Genomic DNA, 23,399 nt, shown 5'->3' on the forward strand with positions numbered 1-23,399 from the left:
TTCGAAATCTTTACAAATCACGGCCAGTACGAGATATATCTGCATATATCAGATCGTTAGGTGACTATAAGTCACGGTGACTGACGGGCTGAATCGAATCACACTCAAAGCATGTCTAACTTCTCCCCGCTATGCCTGTTTTCCCGACTATTCTTAATAAACTTCGATGAAATTCACGATCCCGCAGTGTGATTTGAGGAGTTTTCAATGGAATATAAAGATCCAATGCATGAGTTGTTGAGTAGCCTGGAACAGATTGTTTTTAAAGATGAAACACAGAAAATTACCCTGACACACAGACCAACACCTTGTACCGAAATTGAGCAATTACGCAAAGGGACAGGGTTAAAAATTGATGATTTCGCCCGGGTTTTGGGCGTATCTGTTGCCATGGTAAAGGAATGGGAATCCAGACGCGTGAAGCCTTCCAGTGCCGAACTAAAACTTATGCGCCTGATTCAAGCCAACCCGGCATTAAGTAAGCAGTTGATGGAATAGGTTTTTATTCCCTTTTTTGATGATGACGGTCCTGCTGACAGGGCCGCTTTCTGAACGATTAATCATAAATTTGAAAAATAAATGTTGCATCACCACCCAATGCGTGGCTTAATGCACTCAACGGTTTGACGTACAGACCATTAAAGCAGTGTAGTAAGGCAAGTCCCTTCAAGAGTTATCGTTGATACCCCTCGTAGTGCACATTTCCTTTAACGCTTCAAAAATCTGTAAAGCACGCCATAACGCCGAAAGGCACAATTAATTATTAAAGGTAATACACTATGTCCGGTAAAATGACTGGTATCGTAAAATGGTTCAACGCTGACAAAGGCTTCGGCTTCATCACTCCTGACGATGGCTCTAAAGATGTGTTCGTACACTTCTCTGCTATCCAGAACGATGGTTACAAATCTCTGGACGAAGGTCAGAAAGTGTCCTTCACCATCGAAAGCGGCGCTAAAGGCCCGGCAGCTGGTAACGTAACCAGCCTGTAATCTCTGCTTAAAAGCACAGAATCTAAGATCCCTGCCAATTGGCGGGGATTTTTTTATTTGTCCTGGACTGACCCCATAAAGTTGGACAGTTCATGTTAAGCGGCTTTCAGGGGCTGGGTTCGGTATTCTACCGGACTCAGGCCTTTTAATTTCAGGCTGATCCGCTCGTTGTTATAATAATGGATATAGTCCTCTATCGCCTTCCTCAGTTCATTCAGCCCGGCATGCCTGTCCACTCGCTTCAGGGCATTCATATTGTGATACCACGTACTGCGGGACATACCCGCGGCACGCAGAAGATCACCGAGCGCATGCTTAAGCCTTAGCTCACTGATTATCCGGGCTTTCTGCCGTTTTTCTCGCTTTGAACTAAGGCCTTCAGCTTTTTTAGATAGGCATTCTCTGCGCGAAGGTAACGGAGTTCCGCCCGCAGTTCTTCGGGAGATAACTTTTCCAGTTCTGCATCGGTAAGTGGAGGTGTTTTTTGAGGTTTTGTCATGTCCTTGCTCCGACCTGGTTTTATGTTCAGAAGTCCTCCTTCACCAGTGTCTTTGTAAACCTTCACCCAGTGCCGGACCACGGATTCATTTGAGATATTAAACCGTGCGGCGGCCTCGCGCATGGTAAGTTCTTCACTCAGAGCCTTCAGAACAACCGTCTGTCGAAACTCAGGAGAGTGGCGGTCATTTTTCCATGTAATACCATCAATACCGTGGAGTTGCCAGGCTCTTACCCAGCGTCGCACAGATGTTTCTTCAACACCAAAACGTTCAGCGGTACGACGTGCGCCATCGTGTCCGGCAAGATAATGATTAACGACAGCTAATCTGGTTTCGAGAGAATATTTTGGCTTTGCCATAAAAAACTGCACCTTAATCAGTTGGGTGTCCAACTTTTGGGGTGCAGTCCAATCTGGCAGGCTTTTTACTAAAGGAGTTATTACTGCAACAACGAAATATCCGCAACGCGCAGGAACAATTCGCGCAGTTTTTCCAGCATGGTCAGACGGTTGATACGCAGATCTTTATCATCAACCATAACCATCACTTTATCGAAGAAGGCGTCAACCGGTTCACGCAGTTCAGCCAGTTCGACCAGCGCATCCTGGTAACGACCTTCAGCGAAGTATGGCTCCAGCTTGTCGCGCAGTACAACCACCTGCATCGCCAGCTTAATTTCTTCCGGCTCTTTCAGGGTAGATGCGTTCACACGATCGCTCAGGACTTCGTCAGATTTCGCCAGAATGTTGGATACGCGCTTATTCGCTGCCGCCAGTGCAGCCGCTGCTTCCAGAGTACGGAAGTGCGATACGGCCTTCATACGGGCATCGAAATCTGCCGGACGAGTTGGGCGGCGCGCCAGAACGGCCTGGATGGTGTCGACGGTATAACCTTCGTCCTGATACCAGGCACGGAAACGGCCAAGCATAAAGTCGATAACGTCATCGACCACATTAGCGTTGGTCAGCTTATCGCCGTACAGACGCACCGCTTCTTCGGTTAGCGTTTGCAGATCGAGGTTCAGGTTCTTCTCGACGATAATACGCAACACGCCGAGTGCCGCACGACGCAGCGCAAACGGGTCTTTATCGCCTTTCGGATGCTGACCAATACCGAAGATACCAGCCAGAGTATCCATCTTGTCAGCGATCGCCAGCGCACAGGCCACCGGGTTAGACGGCAGAGAATCACCAGCAAAGCGCGGCTGATACTGCTCGTTCAGCGCGACAGCCACATCTTCCGCTTCGCCATCGTGGCGCGCGTAGTGCATACCCATCACGCCCTGAGTGTCAGTGAACTCGAAGACCATATTGGTCATCAGGTCACACTTGGACAGCAGCCCCGCACGGGTCGCGTGGTTGACGTCAGCACCAATCTGTTCAGCAATCCAGCCAGCCAGCGCCTGAATGCGGTCAGTCTTGTCGCGCAGCGTACCTAATTGTTGCTGGAACAGCACGGTTTGCAGACGCGGCAGGTTATCTTCCAGACGTTTTTTACGGTCGGTATTAAAGAAGAACTCCGCATCCGCCAGACGCGGGCGAACGACTTTTTCATTACCGGAGATAATTTGCTGCGGATCTTTTGATTCGATGTTGGCAACGAAGATAAAGTTCGGCAGCAATTTGCCGTCGTTCGCATACACCGGGAAGTATTTCTGGTCACCTTTCATGGTGTAAACCAGTGCTTCAGACGGCACCGCGAGGAATTTCTCTTCAAATTTCGCAGTCAGAACGACAGGCCATTCCACCAGCGAAGCCACTTCTTCCAGCAGGCTTTCGCTTAAGTCAGCGTTACCGCCAATCTTACGCGCGGCTTCTTCGGCATCGGCTTTAATCTTCGCCTTACGTTCTTCGTAATCAGCGATGACTTTACCGCGCTCACGCAGAATTTCCGGATATTGATCGGCATTATCGATAGTAATTTCCGGCTCGCCCATAAAGCGGTGGCCGCGAATCACGCGATCGGACTGAATACCCAGAATGGTTGCCGGAATGACTTTATCGCCCAGCAGCAAAGTCACAGTATGAACTGGACGCACGAAGTGTACGTCGCTTGCGCCCCAGCGCATCAGTTTCGGAATCGGCAATTTCGCAAGCGAAGTAGCTACCATGTTCGGTATCAGCGCTTCGGTGCTTTCGCCCTTCACGTGAGCGCGATACAGCAACCATTCACCTTTGTCAGTAGTCAGACGCTCAGCCTGGTCAACGGAGATCCCGCAACCACGCGCCCAACCTTCTGCAGCTTTGCTCGGTTTGCCTTCGGCGTCAAATGCCTGGGCAATTGCCGGGCCACGTTTTTCGATTTCACGATCAGGCTGTGCTTCCGCAAGGTTAGCCACTTTCAGCGCCAGACGACGCGGAGCAGCAAACCATTCAACAGTACCGTGTGCGAGACCGGCGTTATCCAGCTCCGCAGTAAAGTTCGCAGCAAAGGACTCTGCCAGGCTGCGCAGTGCTTTTGGTGGCAGCTCTTCAGTGCCAATTTCCACCAGAAAAGTTTTCTCAGACATGGCCGCCTCTTACTTGTCTTTGTTGCACATCGGGAAGCCGAGGGCTTCACGGGAAGCATAGTATGCTTCTGCCACTGCTTTGGTCAGGGTGCGAATGCGCAGAATGTAACGCTGACGCTCGGTGACAGAGATGGCTTTACGCGCATCCAGCAGGTTGAAGCTGTGGGCGGCTTTCAGAATACGTTCGTAGGCTGGCAACGGCAGCGGATTTTCCAGCGCCAGCAATTGCTGTGCTTCTTTCTCGTACTGCTCGAAGCAGGTGAACAGGAAGTCCACATCCGCGTATTCGAAGTTGTAGGTGGATTGCTCCACTTCGTTCTGATGGAAGACGTCACCGTAGGTGGTTTTACCCAGCGGGCCGTCGCACCAGACCAGGTCATAAACGCTATCTACGCCCTGAATATACATCGCCAGACGTTCCAGACCGTAGGTGATCTCACCGGTAACCGGTTTACACTCCAGACCACCAACCTGCTGGAAGTAAGTGAACTGCGTTACTTCCATGCCGTTCAGCCACACTTCCCAGCCCAGTCCCCAGGCACCCAGCGTCGGGTTTTCCCAGTTGTCTTCCACGAAACGGATATCGTGGATAGTCGGATCCATGCCCAGCTCTTTCAGAGAACCGAGGTACAGCTCCTGGATATTGTCCGGTGATGGCTTAATCACCACCTGGAACTGATAGTAGTGCTGTAAACGGTTGGGGTTTTCGCCGTAACGACCATCGGTCGGGCGACGAGAAGGCTGAACATAAGCAGCCGCCATCGGTTCTGGCCCCAGCGCGCGCAGACAGGTCATTGGGTGAGAGGTTCCCGCGCCGACTTCCATGTCCAATGGTTGAACAATGGTGCAGCCCTGGCGAGCCCAGTAATCCTGTAAGGTCAGGATCAAGCCCTGGAAGGTCCTGGTATCAAACTTTTGCATATTATTTCGTGCTGGATACGTGTGGATTTAAAGGAAGGGATCAGTATACCCGCTGGATGGAAGATATACAGTACGAAACGGGAAAAAGGCTGCGCTTAACGCATGGAAAGATGCAAAAAATGGCCATCCGCGTCAAAAGAACAGACAAACTGTTCTTTCCTGAAGGTATAACCGCGCATTTCATAGCTCCCCTGGAACTGTTCAAACGCGATGACGTCGTTTTTTTGCTCGCCAGTGTTATAACGTTTTGCCACCTGATCCTTGCACAAGATTTCCATATTCAACGAACGCAGCGGTTCAACCTTTACCCGTTGCGCTTTCTGTTCGGGTGGTGGTGCCGAACATCCCACTAACACAATGAGCGTCATTGCCGGAAAGAAATAGTTCATCATCGTTAAATTACCGTCTGGTTTGCAGGTGAGTCTTATTATTAATATCGGTATAGTGGCTGGATCTTATAAATTTTCTCAAGCATCTCTAAGATGTAGTGATCAAACTCAGATTATTCCAGTGCATCAGCCGAATGATTTATCGGTCAGACTTTTTTTAACCAGATACAGAGACACAGATGCAGCCCAAAATTTATTGGATTGATAACCTGCGAGGGATAGCTTGTTTAATGGTGGTGATGATTCATACCACTACCTGGTATGTGACCAATGCCCATAATGTTAGCCCTGTAACCTGGGATATCGCGAATGTTCTAAATTCGGCCTCTCGTGTCAGCGTGCCGCTATTTTTCATGATTTCCGGCTATCTCTTTTTTGGCGAACGTAGCGCCCAACCGCGTCATTTCTTGCGTATCGGCTTGTGTCTGCTGTTTTATAGCGTCGTCGCACTGCTCTACATTGCGCTGTTTACCTCCATCAATGTGGAGTTATCGCTGAAAAAACTGCTGCAAAAACCGGTGTTTTATCACTTATGGTTTTTCTTCGCGATTGCGGTGATTTATCTGGTTTCGCCACTGGTTCAGGTAAAAAACATCAGCGGTAAAATGTTGCTGGTGCTAATGGTGGTGATTGGCATCATCGCCAACCCAAACACAGTGCCCCAGAAGATCGACGGTTTTGAATGGTTACCAATTAACTTATATATCAATGGCGATACTTTTTACTACATCCTGTATGGCATGCTGGGCCGCGCCATTGGGATGATGAACACACAACATAAATCTCTATCGTGGATGAGTGCCGCACTGTTTATAGCGGGAGTATTTATTATCTCTCGTGGGACATTATATGAATTACAGTGGCGCGGAAACTTTGCCGATACCTGGTATCTTTACTGTGGACCGATGGTTTTTATCTGCGCAATCGCGTTACTGACTCTGGTAAAAAATACTCTGGATACGCACACTATTCGCGGGCTTGGGCTGATATCCCGTCATTCTTTAGGTATATACGGATTCCACGCGTTGATTATCCATGCGCTGCGTACCGGTGGTATTGAGCTTAAAAACTGGCCAATACTGGATATTATTTGGATCTTTTGCGCGACGCTGGCAGCAAGTTTGTTACTTTCTGTGCTGGTGCAACGAATCGACAAAAACAGATTAGTGAGTTAAGTAAAAACCCGGTCAGTGTGACCGGGCTTACGTGGGTTATTCGCTATATTCTTCCTGCACAGTCATCGTTTCTTTTGATGCGTTGATTCCGGCATCACGGATATTCTTCTGCACCGCTACCGCACCAAACAAGCTTAAAAAGAAGGCCAATCCATAAAAACCTTTTTCACTAAGTAATAACGTTGCATTCCACAGACCTACCATCAGTAAAGCGACAGAGATGATAAAGACCACCAGGCAGGTCATATAATAAATAGACGTAGTAGGAATGCCTTCATATTTATCCCGAACGGTCTTTTGATAGGAAGCTGCCGAAAACAGCCCTAACACCAACACGGCAAAATAATACCCTTTTTCATTTAACTGCATCTCTGCATTCCATAGCCCTAACAGATAGGTAACGATACCGCCTGCGAGAGCTATCCATGACACAATACCGAATGCTGGAGAATAGGTTGATATTTTGTTTTCCATCACAGATTTCCTTTCATTCCTGAATCATTAAGAGCTTTATGTCGATCATACCGTGCGGAACAAGCGCATTTGACCAAACAAGCAGACGAAAAAGGCGAGCGGATAGATCACCATCTCATACGCGTTAATGGGCGCATTTAAAACACCGATAAACAAAAGACCGATAGTGATTAACGCAACTAACTGGCAGACACGAATAAAGAATTCATCCAGTTGCCCAAGTTTTTCTGCGCGCAGATAGGCATAGTTGCCAAAAGCCCCCGTCATTAACACGCCAAGAAAATAGCCTTTGCCGCTTAACAATGGGCATGAGATCCATAGTCCTATCAGATAAACCAGCGCCCCGATAACAAATAATAGTTTTGCCACAGTCTTTGAGGTTTTCATAACGATCTCCATATCTACCTGCGATACATTACGAGTAACCAACAAAAGACAAAACTGAAAAACACCATTAACAAATGATTTTCAGAATAAATTCATATAAAAAATTAATAAATTATAAATATACATAGTTGTGAATTATCCCCCGTCACATAAGACAGGGGAAAATATTATGTCATCATCGGCAGAAGTTGCTGATAGAGACGACGGAAAGTTTCTCGTCGTGGCTGATAAGCAGCATAATGTTGTGCATCCGGCTGATGCGACTGTTCCAACGGCAGTTGTGGTAACAGTTCAGCGAGTGATTTATCTGGATTCATCGCAATCTGAGCCAGCCTCGCTGCGCCCAATGCAGGCCCCACATCGCCGCCTGTGCGGTAATCTAGTTGCTGACCACTGATATCCGCCAGCATCTGGCGCCAGTACTCGCTACGTGCGCCACCACCAATCAATGTAATACTTTGCGGTTGAATGCCGCAGGCATGTACGACATCCATACCATCGGCTAACGCATACCCCACGCCTTCCAGTACGGCACGCGCCAGTTCCGCGGGGCCGTGCTGATGGGTCAGACCGAAGAAAACGCCCTTTGCCTGTGGGTTATTGTGCGGCGTACGCTCGCCGGAAAGATAAGGTAAAAACCAGACAGGATCGACACTCTCATTAGCCTGCTGCGCTGCAGTAATTAAAGCGGGAACATCACCCATGCCGGTTAATTTCACCGCCCAGTCCAGACACGATGCCGCACTCAACATTACAGACATTAAATGCCAACGCTCCGGTAAAGCATGACAAAAGCTGTGTACAGCACTTTCCGGCTTGCTTAAGAACCCTTCGCTTACTGCAAAATAAACCCCCGAAGTTCCCAACGACAGCATTGCCTGGTTGGCATCCACCATACCCACACCAATCGCACCTGCCGCATTATCACCGCCGCCCGCGACAACTGGCACCGCCGCCATTCCCCACGCTTTTGCAACCTCGGGTAGCAAAGTGCCAGTAATATCGCTGCCTTCGTATAATGCTGGCATCTGATCACGAGATAGCTGGCAAGCCTCCAGCATGACATCACTCCAATCTCGCTTTGCGACATCCAACCACATGCTGCCAGCCGCATCAGACATATCACTAACAAACTCCCCCGTCATACGCAGACGCAAATAATCTTTCGGTAATAATACTTTGTCGATTTGATGGAATATCTCCGGCTCATGCCGCTGAACCCACAGCAATTTAGGCGCAGTAAATCCGGGCATCATAAGGTTGCCGGTAATCGTCCGCGATTGCGGAACTCGCGATTCCAGCAAAACGCACTCCTCTGCACAGCGCCCGTCGTTCCACAAAATGGCAGGACGTAGCACCCGCTGTTGAGCATCAAGTAAAGTTGCACCGTGCATTTGCCCGGCAATACCCAATGCTTTAACGTCTCGCAGAGAATGCTGCTCACCCAGGGTTCTCATCGCGCGATCAGTCACCTGCCACCACTGTTCCGGATCTTGCTCCGACCAGAGTGGATGCGGACGCGAAACGGTCAGTTTTTCCGTTTGCGAAGCGACCACCTCACCTTGCTCGTTGAGCAAAATAACTTTTACGCCCGATGTGCCAAGATCTATCCCGATATACATAGCGATCGTTCCTTAAAAAAATGCCCGGTATCGCTACCGATAACCGGGCTTGAGACTGCGCAATTAGCCGTTATCTGTCGAACAGATAATGATTTACCAGGTTTTCCAACTGCTCCTGGCGTCCACTCTGATGCACCGGAGCCAGATTATGTTCCTGAGCATATTTTGCTAAATCCACCAGTGACATTTGGCCTTGCAGGATTTGCTGACCCAGTTCGCTATTCCAACCGGAATAACGTTGCGCTACGCGTTTATCCAATTCGCCGTCTTCAATCATGCGTGCTGCAATTTTCAATGCCAACGCCATCGTATCCATCGCCCCAATATGACCGTAGAACAGATCATACTTATCAGTACTCTGACGACGTACTTTGGCATCAAAGTTCAGACCGCCGGTCGTGAAACCGCCTGCTTTAAGGATTTCATACATTACCAGCGCGTTCTCTTCCACACTGTTCGGGAACTGGTCAGTATCCCAGCCAAGCTGCGCGTCGCCGCGGTTAGCATCGACTGAGCCGAACAGACCAAGCGCAATGGCGGTGGCAATTTCATGGTGGAAAGAGTGACCCGCCAGCGTCGCGTGGTTAGCTTCAATATTCAGTTTAATTTCTTTTTCGAGACCAAACTGTTTCAGGAAGCCATAGACCGTCGCGGCATCGTAGTCATATTGATGTTTAGTCGGCTCTTGCGGTTTCGGTTCGATAAGTAATGTGCCCTGGAAGCCTATTTTATGTTTATGTTCAACAACCATCTGCATAAAGCGACCAAGCTGTTCACGTTCCTGACGCAGGTCAGTATTCAGTAAAGTTTCATAACCTTCACGACCGCCCCACAATACATAGTTTTCACCGCCCAACTTATGCGTCACTTCCATCGCGGTAACAACCTGAGTTGCCGCCCAGCTAAAGACTTCGGGATCTGGATTCGTCGCCGCGCCCGCGCCATAGCGAGGATGAGTAAAGCAGTTAGCGGTTCCCCACAACAATTTCACACCGCTCTCTTCTTGTTTGCCAGCCAGCACATCAACCATTTGCGCAAAGTTATTGATGTACTCTTTTAACGACGCGCCTTCCGGAGAAACATCCACGTCATGGAAGCAATAAAATGGCACATGTAATTTGTGGAAGAACTCGAATGCGACATCAGCTTTATGCTTCGCCAGTACCAATGCCTCGCCAGGTTGCTGCCACGGACGGTTAAACGCGCCTACACCAAACATATCCGCTCCGTTCCAGCAGAAGGTATGCCAGTAGCAGGCGGCAAAACGCAAGTGGTCTTCCATACGCTTGCCCAGCACCAGTTCGTCGGGGTTGTAATGACGGAATGCTAACGGGTTAGAGGATTTTGGACCTTCGTAACGAACGCGATCGAGCTGGTCAAAATAGGCTTGCATAATGAACTCCATAATCAGGTAATGCCGCGTGTGATGGTTGATGTCGTAATATTGGGCACTCCCTTTCAGTTGCTCAATTATGTTATTTCACACTGCTATTGAGATAATTCACAAGTGTGCGCTAGCTCGCAAAATAATATGGAATTATGAAACTGGGTAATTCCTCGAAGAGAAAAATGCAACAAGTACAATTAAGCAACAAAAGTAAGATCTCTGTCATAAATCAAGAAATAAACCAAAAATCGTAATCGAAAGATAAAAATCTGTAATTGTTTTCCCCTGTTTAGTTGCTAAAAATTGATTACGTTTATCGCGGTGATTGTTACTTATTAAAGCTGTCCTCTAACAAAAGAAGGCCCCTACACCATGAAAATAAAGAATATTTTACTCACCCTTTGCACCTCACTCCTGCTTACAAACGTCGCGGCGCACGCCAAAGAAGTCAAAATAGGAATGGCAATTGATGATCTCCGTCTTGAGCGCTGGCAAAAAGATCGTGATATCTTTGTGAAAAAAGCGGAATCTCTCGGTGCGAAAGTATTCGTGCAATCTGCAAATGGCAATGAAGAAACCCAAATGTCGCAGATTGAAAACATGATTAACCGGGGCGTCGATGTTCTCGTCATTATTCCATATAACGGTCAGGTATTAAGTAACGTTGTAAAAGAAGCCAAACAAGAAGGTATTAAAGTATTAGCTTACGATCGCATGATTAACGACGCGGATATCGATTTTTATATTTCTTTCGATAACGAAAAAGTCGGTGAACTGCAAGCAAAAGCCCTGGTCGATATCGTCCCGCAAGGAAATTATTTCCTGATGGGCGGCTCCCCGGTCGATAACAACGCCAAACTGTTCCGCGCCGGGCAAATGAAAGTATTAAAACCTTATGTTGATTCAGGAAAAATTAAAGTCGTTGGCGACCAATGGGTTGATGGCTGGTTACCAGAAAATGCGCTAAAAATTATGGAAAACGCGCTGACAGCTAACAATAACAAAATTGATGCAGTTGTCGCTTCAAACGATGCTACCGCCGGTGGGGCAATTCAGGCATTAAGCGCGCAAGGTTTATCAGGGAAAGTGGCTATTTCCGGCCAGGATGCGGATCTCGCGGGAGTTAAACGTATTGCCGCGGGAACGCAAACCATGACGGTGTATAAACCTATTACTTTGTTGGCAAATACCGCGGCAGAAATTGCCGTTGAGTTGGGCAATGGTCAGGAACCGAAAGCAGATACTACGTTAAATAATGGCTTGAAAGATGTTCCATCCCGCCTGCTGACACCTATCGATGTGAATAAAAACAACATCAAGGATACGGTAATTAAAGACGGATTCCACAAAGAGAGCGAGCTTTAAGCGTTACCTCCCCGGCGCTGGCCGGGGGTGTGATTTCTCTCCATGCCGCGTGAATTGATTGGCTTAGGTGGAGTCGTTATGTCTTATCTACTTGAAATGAAGAACATTACCAAAACCTTTGGCACGGTGAAGGCAATTGATAACGTCAGTTTGCGGTTGAGCGTTGGCGAAATCGTCTCACTCTGTGGTGAGAACGGTTCGGGTAAATCAACATTAATGAAAGTGCTGTGCGGAATTTATCCTTTTGGTAGTTATGAAGGTGAAATTATTTTTGCAGGTGAAGTAATCCAGGCGAGCCATATTCGCGATACCGAACAAAAAGGTATCGCCATCATTCACCAGGAATTAGCGCTGGTGAAAGAATTGACCGTGCTGGAAAATATCTTTCTGGGCAATGAAATAACCCATAATGGTATTATGGATTATGACCTGATGACGCTACGCTGCCAGAAGCTATTAGCACAAGTCAGTTTATCCATTTCACCAGATACCCGCGTTGGCGACTTAGGGCTTGGGCAACAACAACTGGTTGAAATTGCCAAGGCGCTAAATAAACAGGTACGTTTGTTAATTCTCGATGAACCGACAGCCTCATTAACCGAGCTGGAAACTACGGTTTTACTGGATATTATTCGCGATCTGCAACAACACGGCATAGCCTGCATCTATATCTCGCACAAACTCAACGAAGTCAAAGCAATTTCCGACACGATTTGCGTTATTCGCGATGGTCAGCATATAGGAACCCGCGATGCAACCGGAATGAGCGAAGACGATATTATCACTATGATGGTAGGGCGAGAATTAACAGCACTTTACCCTAACGAACCACATACCACTGGTGATGAAATATTACGCATTGAGCACTTGACGGCATGGCATCCGGTTAATCGTCATATTAAACGGGTTAACGATGTTTCTTTTTCTCTGAAACGCGGTGAAATACTGGGTATTGCAGGGTTAGTCGGCGCCGGGCGCACCGAGACCATCCAATGTCTGTTTGGCGTCTGGCCCGGACAGTGGGAAGGGAAAATATTTATCGATGGTGAACAGGTAGATATTCGTAATTGCCAACAAGCCATCGCTCAGGGTATTGCGATGGTGCCGGAAGACAGAAAGCGCGATGGTATCGTTCCGGTAATGGCAGTTGGCAAAAATATTACCCTCGCCGCGCTCAACAAATTTACCAGTGGTATTAGCCAACTTGATGATGCTGCAGAACAAAAATGCATTCTGGAATCAATCCAGCAACTCAAAGTGAAAACGTCGTCACCGGAACTTGCTATTGGACGTTTGAGCGGCGGCAATCAACAAAAAGCGATCCTCGCACGCTGTCTGTTACTCAACCCGCGTATTCTCATTCTTGATGAACCCACCAGGGGTATCGATATTGGCGCGAAATACGAGATCTACAAATTAATTAACCAACTCGTCCAGCAAGGCATCGCCGTTATTGTCATCTCTTCTGAATTACCTGAAGTGCTTGGTCTTAGCGATCGTGTACTGGTGATGCATGAAGGAAAACTAAAAGCCAACCTGATAAATCATAACCTGACTCAGGAGCAGGTGATGGAAGCCGCATTGAGGAGCGAACATCATGTCGAAAAGCAATCCGTCTGAAGTGAAATTAGCCGTACCGACATCCGGTGGCTTCTCTGTGCTGAAATCACTGAATTTACAAGTCTTCGTGATGATTGCTGCAATCATCGCCATCATGCTGTTCTTTACCTGGACTACTGACGGTGCCTATTTAAGCGCCCGTAACGTATCCAACTTGCTCCGTCAGACCGCGATTACTGGCATCCTCGCAGTAGGGATGGTGTTCGTCATTATTTCCGCTGAAATCGACCTCTCGGTCGGTTCCATGATGGGGTTGCTAGGTGGCGTCGCCGCTATCTGTGACGTCTGGTTAGGCTGGCCGCTGCCACTCACCATCATTGTTACGTTAGTACTGGGGCTGCTTCTCGGTGCCTGGAATGGTTGGTGGGTAGCTTATCGCAAAGTACCTTCTTTTATTGTCACCCTGGCGGGCATGTTGGCATTTCGCGGCATCCTTATTGGCATCACCAATGGTACGACCGTTTCACCCACCAGCGCCGCGATGTCACAAATTGGGCAAAGCTATCTACCAGCCAGCACCGGTTTCATCATCGGCGCGCTTGGCTTAATGGCTTTTGTCGGCTGGCAGTGGCGCGGAAGAATGCGCCGTCAGGCTTTGGGTTTGCAGTCCCCGGCATCTACAGCAGTAGTCGGTCGCCAGGCATTAACCGCCATTATCGTTTTAGGTGCAATCTGGCTGCTGAATGATTACCGTGGCGTTCCTACACCTGTTCTGCTGCTGACGTTGCTGTTGCTCGGAGGAATGTTTATGGCAACACGAACAGCTTTTGGGAGACGCATTTACGCTATCGGTGGCAATCTGGAAGCCGCGCGACTCTCTGGAATTAACGTTGAACGCACCAAACTTGCCGTATTTGCTATCAACGGTTTGATGGTGGCCATCGCCGGGTTAATTCTTAGTTCGCGGCTTGGCGCTGGTTCACCTTCTGCGGGTAATATCGCTGAGCTGGACGCGATTGCAGCCTGCGTGATTGGCGGTACTAGTCTGGCAGGTGGTGTGGGGAGTGTTGCCGGAGCAGTAATGGGGGCATTCATCATGGCTTCACTGGATAACGGTATGAGTATGATGGATGTACCAACCTTCTGGCAGTATATCGTCAAAGGTGCGATTCTGTTGCTGGCAGTATGGATGGACTCCGCAACCAAACGCCGTTCCTGATTTTGATAAAAATTTTCTCAAAGCCGGTAACTTATTGCCGGTTTTGAGTTTTTTGCATGATTCAGCAGGAAAAGAACCATGTTTACTAAACGTCACCGCATCACATTACTGTTCAATGCTAATAAAGCCTATGATCGTCAGGTAGTAGAAGGCGTAGGGGAATATTTACAGGCGTCACAATCGGAATGGGATATTTTCATTGAAGAAGATTTCCGCGCCCGCATTGACAAAATCAAGGACTGGTTAGGAGATGGCGTCATAGCCGACTTCGATGATACACAAATCGAGCAGGCGCTGGCTGATGTCGACGTCCCTATTGTCGGAGTTGGTGGTTCGTATCACCTGGCAGAAAGTTACCCGCCCGTACATTACATTGCCACCGATAACTATGCGCTGGTTGAAAGCGCATTTTTGCATTTAAAAGAGAAAGGCGTTAACCGCTTTGCTTTTTACGGTTTGCCGGAATCTAGCGGCAAACGTTGGGCAGCCGAACGCGAATATGCGTTTCGCCAGCTTGTTGCTGGGGAAAAGTACCGCGGAGTCGTTTATCAGGGGCTGGAAACCGCACCAGAGAACTGGCAGCACGCGCAAAACCGACTGGCCGACTGGCTACAAACGCTACCACCGCAAACAGGGATTATTGCCGTCACTGACGCCAGAGCGCGGCATATTCTGCAAGTATGCGAGCATTTGCATATTCCCGTACCGGAAAAATTATGCGTGATTGGCATCGATAACGAAGAACTGACCCGTTATCTTTCGCGTGTCGCCCTCTCTTCTGTCGCCCAGGGCGCGCGGCAAATGGGCTATCAGGCGGCAAAACTTCTGCATCGGTTATTAGATAAAGAAAAGATGCCGTTGCAGCGGATTCTGGTTCCGCCTGTACGCGTTATTGAACGGCGCTCTACGGATTACCGTTCGCTGACCGACCCCGCTGTTATTCAGGCCATGCATTACATCCGCAATCACGCCTGCAAAGGCATAAAAGTGGATCAGGTACTCGATGCAGTTGGCATATCGCGCTCCAATCTTGAGAAGCGTTTTAAAGAAGAGGTGGGTGAAACCATTCACGCCATGATTCATGCCGAGAAGCTGGAGAAAGCGCGCAGCCTGCTGATTTCTACTACCTTGTCGATCAACGAGATATCGCAAATGTGCGGTTATCCATCGCTGCAATATTTCTACTCTGTATTTAAAAAAGCGTATGACACGACGCCTAAAGAGTATCGCGATGTAAATAGCGAGGTAATGCTGTAGCGAGAGTGAAAAAGCGGTCAGGCATCATGAGAAGCGTTAACGTCGCATCAGGCAATGTTGCACAGCCACCTGACGCAGAGCAAAAGCCTTATCCGACCAACAAGTCGGATAAGGCTGAAAGGAATGCAATTACATATGTGCGGCGATTAACCGCTGGTTATCCTGGTACATCGCGAACAGGTAGTTGTTATAACTCTGCCCTTTCGTTGAATAACCTTTCAGCTTATGAATCATCGCTGTAGCGGTAACTTCCTGATCCGCTTTACGCAATTGCGCGCGCGATTTACGGAACGAAGCGTAAGCCGGGTGCGTATTCAGGTTAGTGACATAGGCGCTCACCGATTCTTTGACAGAACTAAATTGTGAGTATCCCTTCACTTTACCCGGTGCATTGGTGCAACGCCCTTTCATGCATTTCATGCCGAACAGGTTGTTGTTGCTACGCGCCAGTTTTGACGTACCCCAACCGCTTTCTGCCGCAGCCATCGTCGCCACCATGCTGGTAGGAATAATATCTACACGTTCAAGCAGCGTATTCCACGGGATTTTTCGCGTATTACCAGACCACTTCACCTTGTAGCGTTTGGCGATATCTTGCAAACGCGCACGCTCTGCAGGTGACCATTGTCCCTGGTATTGTTTTGAAATCAGCCAGTTACGTTCCGCCGTAATGGCAGCATTTTGGCTGGTAATATAGGGCATCACGGTCCGGAGAAACGCTTTTTTTCTTGGTGTTCCGGAAGGGTATTTTCGCAAATCAGGAAGTGAACTGCTCTTTGCACTATTGCGAGAATACTCTTGTTTACTGCTTACCTGTTTATTACTAGCTTTAGTTAAATGGGACTTCTGACTCGCTGTTGTTGTATGCGTCTTCGCTAACACCTCACTCGAAAACACCAGAGTGAGTAACATAAGAATCATCGCCCCATATCGTCGTATGGGAGTCAAAATCATCAGGTCTCCTGATCGGATTTAATCATTCAAACACCTTATACTCGTCATAGTTCAAGTTGCATGTACTGCGCAAACGCTGTTCAAAACACCCTCGGTGTTTTGTCCTGCAACTCGAATTATTTAGAGCAATATTTTTCCCAAATTTGAGAGTTGAATCTCAAATCATATCAAAAATAGCGGCCAAGAGCACCCCAAGGAATAGTCCAAATCTGAAACTATGTCACGCGGTAATGGTTCAGATTGGTGCTAAATCGCAGAAAATGTGGGGGTTATCGCAAAAAATAAGCTTAAATCTCAGGTGAAATACTCCCCCTTTCGTCTCATCCTGGCGCAATCCTCATCAGGGAGGAGTTTTACCAGTATTATCACTGGCAAACTGGTGAAATTCGCAGCAACAAGGACTCATCCGTTATGAAACTTGCCGTCTGTTTTCTGACACTCATTCCCGGCTTTGCCGTTGCCGCTGGCTGGACTTCTCAGGGATTTCCCACCTTTACTGAAGAGAGCACAGGAACATTTGTCAGCCACGCACCGCTGACCAAAGGTACGCGTTCGTTGACGCTGAATTTTAATCAACAATGCTGGCAGCCTGCGAATGCAATAAAACTCAATCAGATGCTTTCTCTGCAACCTTGTAACAACACACCGCCACAATGGCGATTGTTCAGAGATGGTGAATATAAGCTGCAAATAGACACCCGCTCCGGCACGCCAACATTGATGATTTCGATCCAAAACACTGCCGAACCAATAGCAAACCAGATCCGTGAATGCCCAAAATGGGATGGACAGCCATTGACGCTTAATGTCAGCGCCACCTTCCCGGAAGGTACGGTAATCCGTGATTATTACAGCCAACAAATCGCGACGGTGAAGAACGGTCAAATAACGTTACAACCTGCCGCCACCAGTAATGGCTTGCTGCTGCTGGAACGGGCAGAAACCGACACGTCCGCCCCCTTCAACTGGCATAACGCCACGGTTTACTTTGTGCTGACAGACCGTTTCGAAAACGGTGATCCCAGCAACGACCAGAGCTATGGTCGTCATAAAGATGGCATGGAGGAAATTGGTACTTTTCACGGCGGAGATTTACGTGGCCTGACCAACAGACTGGATTATCTCCAGCAACTGGGCGTCAATGCCCTGTGGATCAGCGCCCCCTTTGAGCAAATTCATGGCTGGGTTGGCGGCGGTACAAAAGGCGATTTCCCACATTATGCCTACCACGGTTACTACACCCAGGACTGGACGAATCTTGATGCCAATATGGGCAACGAAGCCGATCTGCAAGCATTGGTTGATGGCGCGCACCAGCGAGGTATCCGTATTCTCTTTGATGTGGTGATGAACCATACCGGCTATGCCACGCTGGCGGATATGCAGGAGTATCAGTTTGGCGCATTGTATCTTTCCGGCGACGAGTTACAAAAAACGCTGGGCAACCGCTGGAGCGACTGGAAACCCGCAGCCGGGCAAACCTGGCATAGCTTCAACGATTACATTAATTTCAGCGACAAAGCCGGCTGGGATAAATGGTGGGGAAAAAACTGGATCAGAACGGATATCGGTGATTACGACAATCCAGGATTCGACGATCTCACCATGTCGTTGGCCTTTTTGCCGGATATCAAAACAGAATCTACCACTGCTTCTGGTCTGCCGGTGTTCTATAAAAACAAACCGGATACTCACGCAAAATCTGTCGACGGCTTTACCCCTCGCGATTATTTAACCCACTGGTTAAGCCAATGGGTTCACGACTACGGTATTGATGGTTTTCGGGTCGATACCGCCAAACATGTTGAGTTGCCAGCCTGGCAGCAACTGAAAACCCAGGCCAGCGCCGCCCTGAAAGAGTGGAAGAGCGCTAACCCTGGAAAAGCGTTAGATGACAATCCTTTCTGGATGACTGGCGAAGCCTGGGGTCACGGCGTGATGAAAAGTGACTACTATCACCACGGCTTCGACGCGATGATCAATTTCGATTATCAGGAGCAGGCAGCGAAAGCGGTCGGTTGCCTGGCGCAGATGGATACGACCTGGCAGCAAATGGCAGAGAAACTACAGGATTTCAACGTGCTGAGCTACCTCTCCTCACACGATACCCGCTTGTTCCGCGAAGGGGGCGATAAAGCCGCAGAGTTATTGTTACTGGCGCCAGGTGCGGTACAAATCTTTTATGGCGATGAGTCCTCGCGTCCATTCGGTGCCACTGGTTCTGATCCGCTGCAAGGCACACGTTCGGATATGAACTGGCAGGATGTTAGCGGTAAATCTGCCGCCAGCGTTGCGCACTGGCAACGCATCGGCCAGTTCCGCGCACGGCATCCAGCCATTGGTGCGGGTAAACACACCGCATTGTCACTGAAACAAGGTTATGGATTCGTCCGTGAATACGGCGACGATAAAGTGATGGTCGTCTGGGCGGGGCAACCGTAACTTTTCCGGCTTCCCGCTTGCAGTATGCCGGGAAGCCACCTTTTAGTATAAAATGCCAGCATAAATAAAAAACTCAGCATAACACGCCAACCTCTTGCAGAAGCCCGATTTGCACCCTGGCAAATGTAGCGTTATTGTTACTTTCCTTGCTTCAGAGTTCGAATGATATCCCGCTATGACATTCTCCCTTTTTGGTGACAAATTTACCCGCCACTCCGGCATTACACTGCTGATGGAAGATCTAAACGACGGTTTACGCACACCCGGCGCAATTATGCTCGGCGGCGGAAACCCGGCGCAGATCCCGGAAATGCAGGACTACTTCCAGACACTGCTGTCCGACATGCTGGAAAGCGGTAAAGCAACGGATGCGCTGTGCAATTACGACGGCCCACAAGGAAAGACGGAGCTACTGTCGCTACTTGCCGGGATGCTACGTGAGAAACTAAGTTGGGATATCGAACCACAGAATATTGCACTAACAAATGGCAGCCAGAGCGCGTTTTTCTACTTATTTAATCTGTTTGCCGGACGCCGTGCCGATGGACGGATCAAAAAAGTGCTGTTCCCGCTGGCTCCGGAATACATTGGCTACGCGGACGCCGGACTGGAAGAAGATCTGTTCGTTTCTGCGCGCCCAAATATTGAACTGCTGCCAGAAGGTCAGTTTAAATATCACGTCGATTTTGAGCATCTGCACATTGGCGAAGAAACGGGGATGATTTGCGTCTCCCGACCGACGAACCCAACAGGTAATGTAATAACCGATGAAGAGTTGCTGAAACTAGATGCGCTGGCAAACCAGCACGGCATTCCGCTGGTGATTGATAACGCTTATGGCGTCCCGTTCCCTGGCATCATCTTCAGCGAAGCGCGCCCGCTGTGGAATCCGAATATCGTGCTGTGCATGAGCCTTTCCAAGCTGGGTCTGCCGGGTTCGCGCTGCGGCATTATCATCGCCAATGAAAAAATCATTACCGCCATCACCAATATGAACGGCATTATCAGCCTCGCACCTGGCGGTATTGGCCCGGCAATGATGTGTGAAATGATTAAGCGTAACGACCTGCTGCGCCTGTCAGAAACGGTGATTAAACCGTTTTACTACCAGCGTGTTCAGGAAACTATCGCCATCATTCGCCGCTATTTACCGGAAGATCGCTGCCTGATTCATAAACCTGAAGGGGCAATCTTCCTCTGGCTATGGTTTAAGGATTTGCCGATTACCACCGAGCAGCTTTATCAGCGCCTGAAAGCGCGCGGTGTACTGATGGTGCCGGGGCATAATTTCTTCCCCGGGCTGGATAAACCGTGGCCACACACGCATCAATGTATGCGCATGAATTACGTGCCGGAACCGGAAAAAATTGAGGCGGGTGTGAAGATTCTGGCGGAAGAGATTGAACGCGCCTGGGTTGAAAGCCATTAATGAGACTGATGGCAAACGCAAAATAGCCTGATTCGCTACGCTTATCAGGCCCACACGAATTATACAACATATTGAATTTGTGTGATTTTGTAGGCCAAATAAGGTGTTCAGGCTGTATCCGGCATAAACAAAGCGCGCTTTGCCAACCCTCTGATTAATACGTTATTCCGGCGTTGAGAAGCGCCGGAATAACGTCTCAAACAGGTTGCTGCTGTAGTCGTTGACGCTGGATTTTCTCGACATCCATACATTGCAACGCCTGTGTCGGGCAGGCTTCAACACAAGCCGGTCCCGTCGCCCGATGCCAGCAGAGATCGCACTTAATCGCCCTCGCCTTTGCGCGCGATGAAACGACTTCCATCGCACCAAACGGACATGCCAGCATACAGCTTTTACAGCCAATACAACGTGATTGTTCCACGAAGATATGTCCATGTTCGCGGCGAATCGCGTCCACAGGGCAGACATTCGCGCACGGTGCATCTTCACACTGATGACAGGCTACTGCCGTGGTACAGGTATGGTCTTTGATGACACGAATACGCGAAATAAACTCGCCTGGTGACAACGCAGCGCAATCCTGATTCTCCTGATGCGACACTGCGCAGGCCACTTCACAGGTACGGCAACCGATACATTTCGTCGCATCCGCAATAATAAACCGGTTCATGATCACTCCTTTGCACTAAAACCGCAGCGTGCCAGAAAGCGCGCCATTATTGCTTTGATCCAACAAAGGGATTGTTACAGTTTTGTCACTTATCCCGGATATTATGTGATCACGCCCTGCTCCCGGACGGTAAATCCCAGCTCATTGGAGATAGCCTGGGCAGTTTCACGCAGTGGTTTCAGGAGATTCTTCTCCCCCACCTGTTTCAGACGCGACGTAGAAAGAGAGATAGATACGGCATACGGCACCCGTCCGTGAATATCAAATACTGGTGCAGCAACACAGGAAACACCGAGTTCATTCTCTTCTCTGTCCATCGCCACTCCACTTTCACGAATCTGCGCCAGTTCGTCAAACATCGCGGGCAAATCGGTAATGGTATTGCGGGTTAGCGGCTGGATCTCATTCAGATGGCTTTCCCAATACGATTTCACGTAATCCTGGTGACCAAATGCCATATAGATCTTACCCATCGCAGAACAGTAGAGCGGCATATGCTGACCGATATAGGCGCGGGTTCGCAGCATACCGGTGGTAGGTTCGAGTTTATAAATCAAAATCGCGTGATCATCTTCGCGGCTGGAGAAGTTAATCGTTTCACCGGTGGCGATGTTCAGCGTCTCAAGATGCGGCGCAGCAATATGAATGATATTTAGCGATGACAGCGCCTTTTGCCCGACAGCAATAAATTTGGTCGTCAGGCGATAGCTGCCTGCTGCGGGCGCGGTGGTCACATAGCCACAGGACTGTAACCCCTGCAATAAGCGATGGACGGTGCTTTTATTCAGTCCAGCCAGTTCCGAGAGATGCGCCAGCGGACAACCGTTTGGGTAGTTGCTCAGGATCTCAATCAACATCAACCCCCGAAACAAGCTCTGACTTCCGGCAGGCCGCTCTTTATCCTGCGCTATCTCGTGCTCTTTTTTTCCCATCGCTTACCTCCCCTTTTTGGCGCGCCCTGATGGTAGCGCAAAGTGTGTCGCAGTTCACGATCTCAACAGATAAATTATAACTTTTTGATTTTTATGATTTTTGAAAATCATCAATCAGATTGCTTTGTTAAAAAGTGATCGATATATTTGAAATCAAATTTCGCATAGTGGAATTTTAAGCTAAAAAAGCGTTCAAAAAAACAAGGAAACCAGGGATGAAAGTGACATTTGAGCAGTTAAAAGCAGCCTTTAACCGGGTATTAGTTTCACGCGGCGTTGACAGCGAAACCGCCGATGCCTGTGCAGAAATGTTTGCCCGCACCACCGAATCCGGCGTTTATTCTCACGGCGTTAACCGTTTCCCGCGTTTTATCCAACAACTGGATAATGGCGATATCATCCCTGACGCCGGGGCCAAACGTATCACCAGCCTTGGGGCAATTGAGCAGTGGGATGCCCAGCGCTCAATCGGTAACCTGACGGCGAAAAAGATGATGGATCGCGCCATTGAACTGGCTGCACATCATGGGATTGGTCTGGTGGCGTTACGCAATGCCAACCACTGGATGCGCGGAGGCAGCTACGGCTGGCAGGCAGCGGAAAAAGGCTATATCGGCATCTGCTGGACCAACTCTATCGCGGTGATGCCACCGTGGGGGGCGAAAGAGTGTCGTATTGGCACCAACCCATTAATCGTCGCCATTCCTTCCACGCCGATCACCATGGTCGATATGTCGATGTCGATGTTCTCCTACGGCATGTTAGAGGTTAACCGCCTGGCGGGTCGTCAGTTACCGGTTGATGGTGGCTTTGACGATGAAGGCAATCTGACTAAAGAACCTGGCATAATCGAGAAAAATCGCCGCATTTTACCGATGGGTTACTGGAAAGGGTCCGGTATGTCGATTGTGCTGGATATGATCGCCACTCTGCTTTCCGACGGTGCCTCCGTTGCCGAAGTAACCGAAGATAACAGCGACGAATACGGTATCTCACAAATCTTCATCGCCATCGAAGTGGACAAACTGATCGACGGCACCACCCGCGACGCCAAATTGCAACGCATCATGGATTACGTTACCACCGCCGAGCGTGCTGACGAAAACCAGGCAATTCGTTTACCAGGCCACGAATTTACCACCCTGCTGGCAGAAAACCGTCGTAACGGCATCACGGTTGATGACAGCGTGTGGGCAAAAATCCAGGCGTTATAAG

At 48.9% G+C, this 23,399-nt stretch carries 21 protein-coding genes and 1 pseudogene; 10 read left to right on the plus strand and 12 right to left on the minus strand.

What is annotated here, in order from left to right:
- Nucleotides 1-207: 207 nt before the first annotated feature.
- Complete coding sequence (locus tag ESM_RS0105005; protein WP_001517320.1) at nt 208-498, plus strand: HTH-type transcriptional regulator; 291 nt, start codon at nt 208-210, stop codon at nt 496-498.
- A 281-nt stretch (nt 499-779) separates the two neighbouring features.
- Nucleotides 780-992: a transcription antiterminator/RNA stability regulator CspE gene (cspE, locus tag ESM_RS0105010; protein ID WP_000014594.1), complete on the plus strand. Its 213-nt coding sequence runs from the start codon at nt 780-782 to the stop codon at nt 990-992.
- A gap of 95 nt (nt 993-1,087) precedes the next feature.
- Here the strand turns inward: cspE and ESM_RS0105015 are convergent.
- The 5 genes and pseudogenes from ESM_RS0105015 to ESM_RS0105035 form a co-directional block, all read right to left on the minus strand.
- Nucleotides 1,088-1,189, minus strand: a pseudogene (locus ESM_RS0105015) (IS3 family transposase); the annotation flags it as partial.
- Between the two features lie 137 nt (nt 1,190-1,326).
- Nucleotides 1,327-1,851, minus strand: coding sequence for an IS3 family transposase (locus tag ESM_RS0105020; RefSeq protein WP_001118292.1), 525 nt, complete (start codon nt 1,849-1,851; stop codon nt 1,327-1,329).
- A gap of 80 nt (nt 1,852-1,931) precedes the next feature.
- Nucleotides 1,932-4,001 carry a glycine--tRNA ligase subunit beta gene (gene glyS, locus ESM_RS0105025; RefSeq protein WP_001291753.1) on the minus strand — a complete coding sequence of 690 codons (2,070 nt, stop codon included), beginning with the start codon at nt 3,999-4,001 and terminating at the stop codon, nt 1,932-1,934.
- Nucleotides 4,002-4,010: 9 nt separating this feature from the next.
- Nucleotides 4,011-4,922 carry a glycine--tRNA ligase subunit alpha gene (gene glyQ / locus ESM_RS0105030; protein ID WP_001168542.1) on the minus strand — a complete coding sequence of 304 codons (912 nt, stop codon included), beginning with the start codon at nt 4,920-4,922 and terminating at the stop codon, nt 4,011-4,013.
- Between the two features lie 95 nt (nt 4,923-5,017).
- Nucleotides 5,018-5,314 carry a YsaB family lipoprotein gene (locus tag ESM_RS0105035; protein ID WP_000982350.1) on the minus strand — a complete coding sequence of 99 codons (297 nt, stop codon included), beginning with the start codon at nt 5,312-5,314 and terminating at the stop codon, nt 5,018-5,020.
- A gap of 176 nt (nt 5,315-5,490) precedes the next feature.
- Between ESM_RS0105035 and ESM_RS0105040 the strand changes: the two genes are divergently transcribed.
- A complete protein-coding gene (locus ESM_RS0105040) occupies nt 5,491-6,486 on the plus strand; it encodes an acyltransferase (protein WP_001182628.1) in 996 nt (331 codons plus the stop codon).
- Nucleotides 6,487-6,522: 36 nt separating this feature from the next.
- Here ESM_RS0105040 and yiaA read toward each other — a convergent pair whose 3' ends face one another.
- From yiaA to xylA, 4 genes are all read right to left on the minus strand, one after another.
- The gene (gene yiaA, locus ESM_RS0105045; protein WP_010376735.1) at nt 6,523-6,960 is read right to left on the minus strand and encodes an inner membrane protein YiaA; all 438 of its coding nucleotides are present in this window, start codon (nt 6,958-6,960) and stop codon (nt 6,523-6,525) included.
- A 45-nt stretch (nt 6,961-7,005) separates the two neighbouring features.
- Nucleotides 7,006-7,347, minus strand: coding sequence for an inner membrane protein YiaB (gene yiaB / locus ESM_RS0105050; protein WP_000858188.1), 342 nt, complete (start codon nt 7,345-7,347; stop codon nt 7,006-7,008).
- A 167-nt stretch (nt 7,348-7,514) separates the two neighbouring features.
- Nucleotides 7,515-8,969, minus strand: coding sequence for a xylulokinase (gene xylB / locus ESM_RS0105055; RefSeq protein ID WP_000275404.1), 1,455 nt, complete (start codon nt 8,967-8,969; stop codon nt 7,515-7,517).
- Nucleotides 8,970-9,039: 70 nt separating this feature from the next.
- Nucleotides 9,040-10,362 (minus strand): xylose isomerase, encoded by a 1,323-nt coding sequence (gene xylA, locus ESM_RS0105060; protein WP_001149553.1) that lies wholly within the window; start codon nt 10,360-10,362, stop codon nt 9,040-9,042.
- A 366-nt stretch (nt 10,363-10,728) separates the two neighbouring features.
- Between xylA and xylF the strand changes: the two genes are divergently transcribed.
- The 4 genes from xylF (at nt 10,729) to xylR (ending at nt 15,757) form a co-directional block, all read left to right on the plus strand.
- Complete coding sequence (xylF, locus tag ESM_RS0105065) at nt 10,729-11,721, plus strand: D-xylose ABC transporter substrate-binding protein (RefSeq protein WP_000694882.1); 993 nt, start codon at nt 10,729-10,731, stop codon at nt 11,719-11,721.
- A 78-nt stretch (nt 11,722-11,799) separates the two neighbouring features.
- Nucleotides 11,800-13,341 carry a D-xylose ABC transporter ATP-binding protein gene (gene xylG / locus ESM_RS0105070; protein WP_000120891.1) on the plus strand — a complete coding sequence of 514 codons (1,542 nt, stop codon included), beginning with the start codon at nt 11,800-11,802 and terminating at the stop codon, nt 13,339-13,341.
- Entirely contained in the window at nt 13,319-14,500 is a 1,182-nt protein-coding gene (xylH, locus tag ESM_RS0105075; RefSeq protein ID WP_000045999.1) for a xylose ABC transporter permease XylH, read from the plus strand. Before xylG ends, xylH begins: the two co-directional genes overlap by 23 nt.
- A 78-nt stretch (nt 14,501-14,578) precedes the next feature.
- Nucleotides 14,579-15,757, plus strand: coding sequence for a D-xylose utilization transcriptional activator XylR (gene xylR, locus ESM_RS0105080; RefSeq protein ID WP_000494497.1), 1,179 nt, complete (start codon nt 14,579-14,581; stop codon nt 15,755-15,757).
- Nucleotides 15,758-15,886: 129 nt separating this feature from the next.
- Here xylR and ESM_RS01000000124125 read toward each other — a convergent pair whose 3' ends face one another.
- Nucleotides 15,887-16,711, minus strand: coding sequence for a protein bax (locus ESM_RS01000000124125; protein WP_001517329.1), 825 nt, complete (start codon nt 16,709-16,711; stop codon nt 15,887-15,889).
- Between the two features lie 411 nt (nt 16,712-17,122).
- Here ESM_RS01000000124125 and malS point away from each other — a divergent pair, with 411 nt between their 5' ends.
- Nucleotides 17,123-19,153: an alpha-amylase gene (malS, locus tag ESM_RS0105090; protein ID WP_000762036.1), complete on the plus strand. Its 2,031-nt coding sequence runs from the start codon at nt 17,123-17,125 to the stop codon at nt 19,151-19,153.
- 175 nt (nt 19,154-19,328) lie between these two features.
- Entirely contained in the window at nt 19,329-20,582 is a 1,254-nt protein-coding gene (gene avtA, locus ESM_RS0105095; RefSeq protein ID WP_000144329.1) for a valine--pyruvate transaminase, read from the plus strand.
- A gap of 196 nt (nt 20,583-20,778) precedes the next feature.
- On the opposite strand, the gene ESM_RS0105100 is transcribed toward avtA, so the two are convergent.
- Together ESM_RS0105100 and yiaJ are read right to left on the minus strand one after the other, a co-directional pair.
- Nucleotides 20,779-21,252: a 4Fe-4S dicluster domain-containing protein gene (locus ESM_RS0105100; protein WP_001517331.1), complete on the minus strand. Its 474-nt coding sequence runs from the start codon at nt 21,250-21,252 to the stop codon at nt 20,779-20,781.
- Nucleotides 21,253-21,353: 101 nt separating this feature from the next.
- Nucleotides 21,354-22,184 (minus strand): IclR family transcriptional regulator YiaJ, encoded by an 831-nt coding sequence (gene yiaJ / locus ESM_RS0105105; RefSeq protein ID WP_000516596.1) that lies wholly within the window; start codon nt 22,182-22,184, stop codon nt 21,354-21,356.
- A 215-nt stretch (nt 22,185-22,399) separates the two neighbouring features.
- On the opposite strand from yiaJ, the gene yiaK reads away from it, so the two are divergent.
- Entirely contained in the window at nt 22,400-23,398 is a 999-nt protein-coding gene (gene yiaK, locus ESM_RS0105110; RefSeq protein ID WP_000869057.1) for a 3-dehydro-L-gulonate 2-dehydrogenase, read from the plus strand.
- Nucleotide 23,399: the final 1 nt, after the last annotated feature.

Source organism: Escherichia sp. TW09308 (assembly GCF_000208565.1).
Lineage (GTDB): Bacteria > Pseudomonadota > Gammaproteobacteria > Enterobacterales > Enterobacteriaceae > Escherichia > Escherichia marmotae.

Bases quoted from the DNA above. Each gene is read 5' to 3' on its own strand.
- ESM_RS0105005 (WP_001517320.1), top strand. From the start codon at position 208: ATGGAATATAAAGATCCAATGCATGAGTTGTTGAGTAGCCTGGAACAG.
- cspE (WP_000014594.1), top strand. From the start codon at position 780: ATGTCCGGTAAAATGACTGGTATCGTAAAATGGTTCAACGCTGACAAA.
- ESM_RS0105020 (WP_001118292.1), bottom strand. From the start codon at position 1,851: ATGGCAAAGCCAAAATATTCTCTCGAAACCAGATTAGCTGTCGTTAAT.
- glyS (WP_001291753.1), bottom strand. From the start codon at position 4,001: ATGTCTGAGAAAACTTTTCTGGTGGAAATTGGCACTGAAGAGCTGCCA.
- glyQ (WP_001168542.1), bottom strand. From the start codon at position 4,922: ATGCAAAAGTTTGATACCAGGACCTTCCAGGGCTTGATCCTGACCTTA.
- ESM_RS0105035 (WP_000982350.1), bottom strand. From the start codon at position 5,314: ATGATGAACTATTTCTTTCCGGCAATGACGCTCATTGTGTTAGTGGGA.
- ESM_RS0105040 (WP_001182628.1), top strand. From the start codon at position 5,491: ATGCAGCCCAAAATTTATTGGATTGATAACCTGCGAGGGATAGCTTGT.
- yiaA (WP_010376735.1), bottom strand. From the start codon at position 6,960: ATGGAAAACAAAATATCAACCTATTCTCCAGCATTCGGTATTGTGTCA.
- yiaB (WP_000858188.1), bottom strand. From the start codon at position 7,347: ATGAAAACCTCAAAGACTGTGGCAAAACTATTATTTGTTATCGGGGCG.
- xylB (WP_000275404.1), bottom strand. From the start codon at position 8,969: ATGTATATCGGGATAGATCTTGGCACATCGGGCGTAAAAGTTATTTTG.
- xylA (WP_001149553.1), bottom strand. From the start codon at position 10,362: ATGCAAGCCTATTTTGACCAGCTCGATCGCGTTCGTTACGAAGGTCCA.
- xylF (WP_000694882.1), top strand. From the start codon at position 10,729: ATGAAAATAAAGAATATTTTACTCACCCTTTGCACCTCACTCCTGCTT.
- xylG (WP_000120891.1), top strand. From the start codon at position 11,800: ATGTCTTATCTACTTGAAATGAAGAACATTACCAAAACCTTTGGCACG.
- xylH (WP_000045999.1), top strand. From the start codon at position 13,319: ATGTCGAAAAGCAATCCGTCTGAAGTGAAATTAGCCGTACCGACATCC.
- xylR (WP_000494497.1), top strand. From the start codon at position 14,579: ATGTTTACTAAACGTCACCGCATCACATTACTGTTCAATGCTAATAAA.
- ESM_RS01000000124125 (WP_001517329.1), bottom strand. From the start codon at position 16,711: ATGATTTTGACTCCCATACGACGATATGGGGCGATGATTCTTATGTTA.
- malS (WP_000762036.1), top strand. From the start codon at position 17,123: ATGAAACTTGCCGTCTGTTTTCTGACACTCATTCCCGGCTTTGCCGTT.
- avtA (WP_000144329.1), top strand. From the start codon at position 19,329: ATGACATTCTCCCTTTTTGGTGACAAATTTACCCGCCACTCCGGCATT.
- ESM_RS0105100 (WP_001517331.1), bottom strand. From the start codon at position 21,252: ATGAACCGGTTTATTATTGCGGATGCGACGAAATGTATCGGTTGCCGT.
- yiaJ (WP_000516596.1), bottom strand. From the start codon at position 22,184: ATGGGAAAAAAAGAGCACGAGATAGCGCAGGATAAAGAGCGGCCTGCC.
- yiaK (WP_000869057.1), top strand. From the start codon at position 22,400: ATGAAAGTGACATTTGAGCAGTTAAAAGCAGCCTTTAACCGGGTATTA.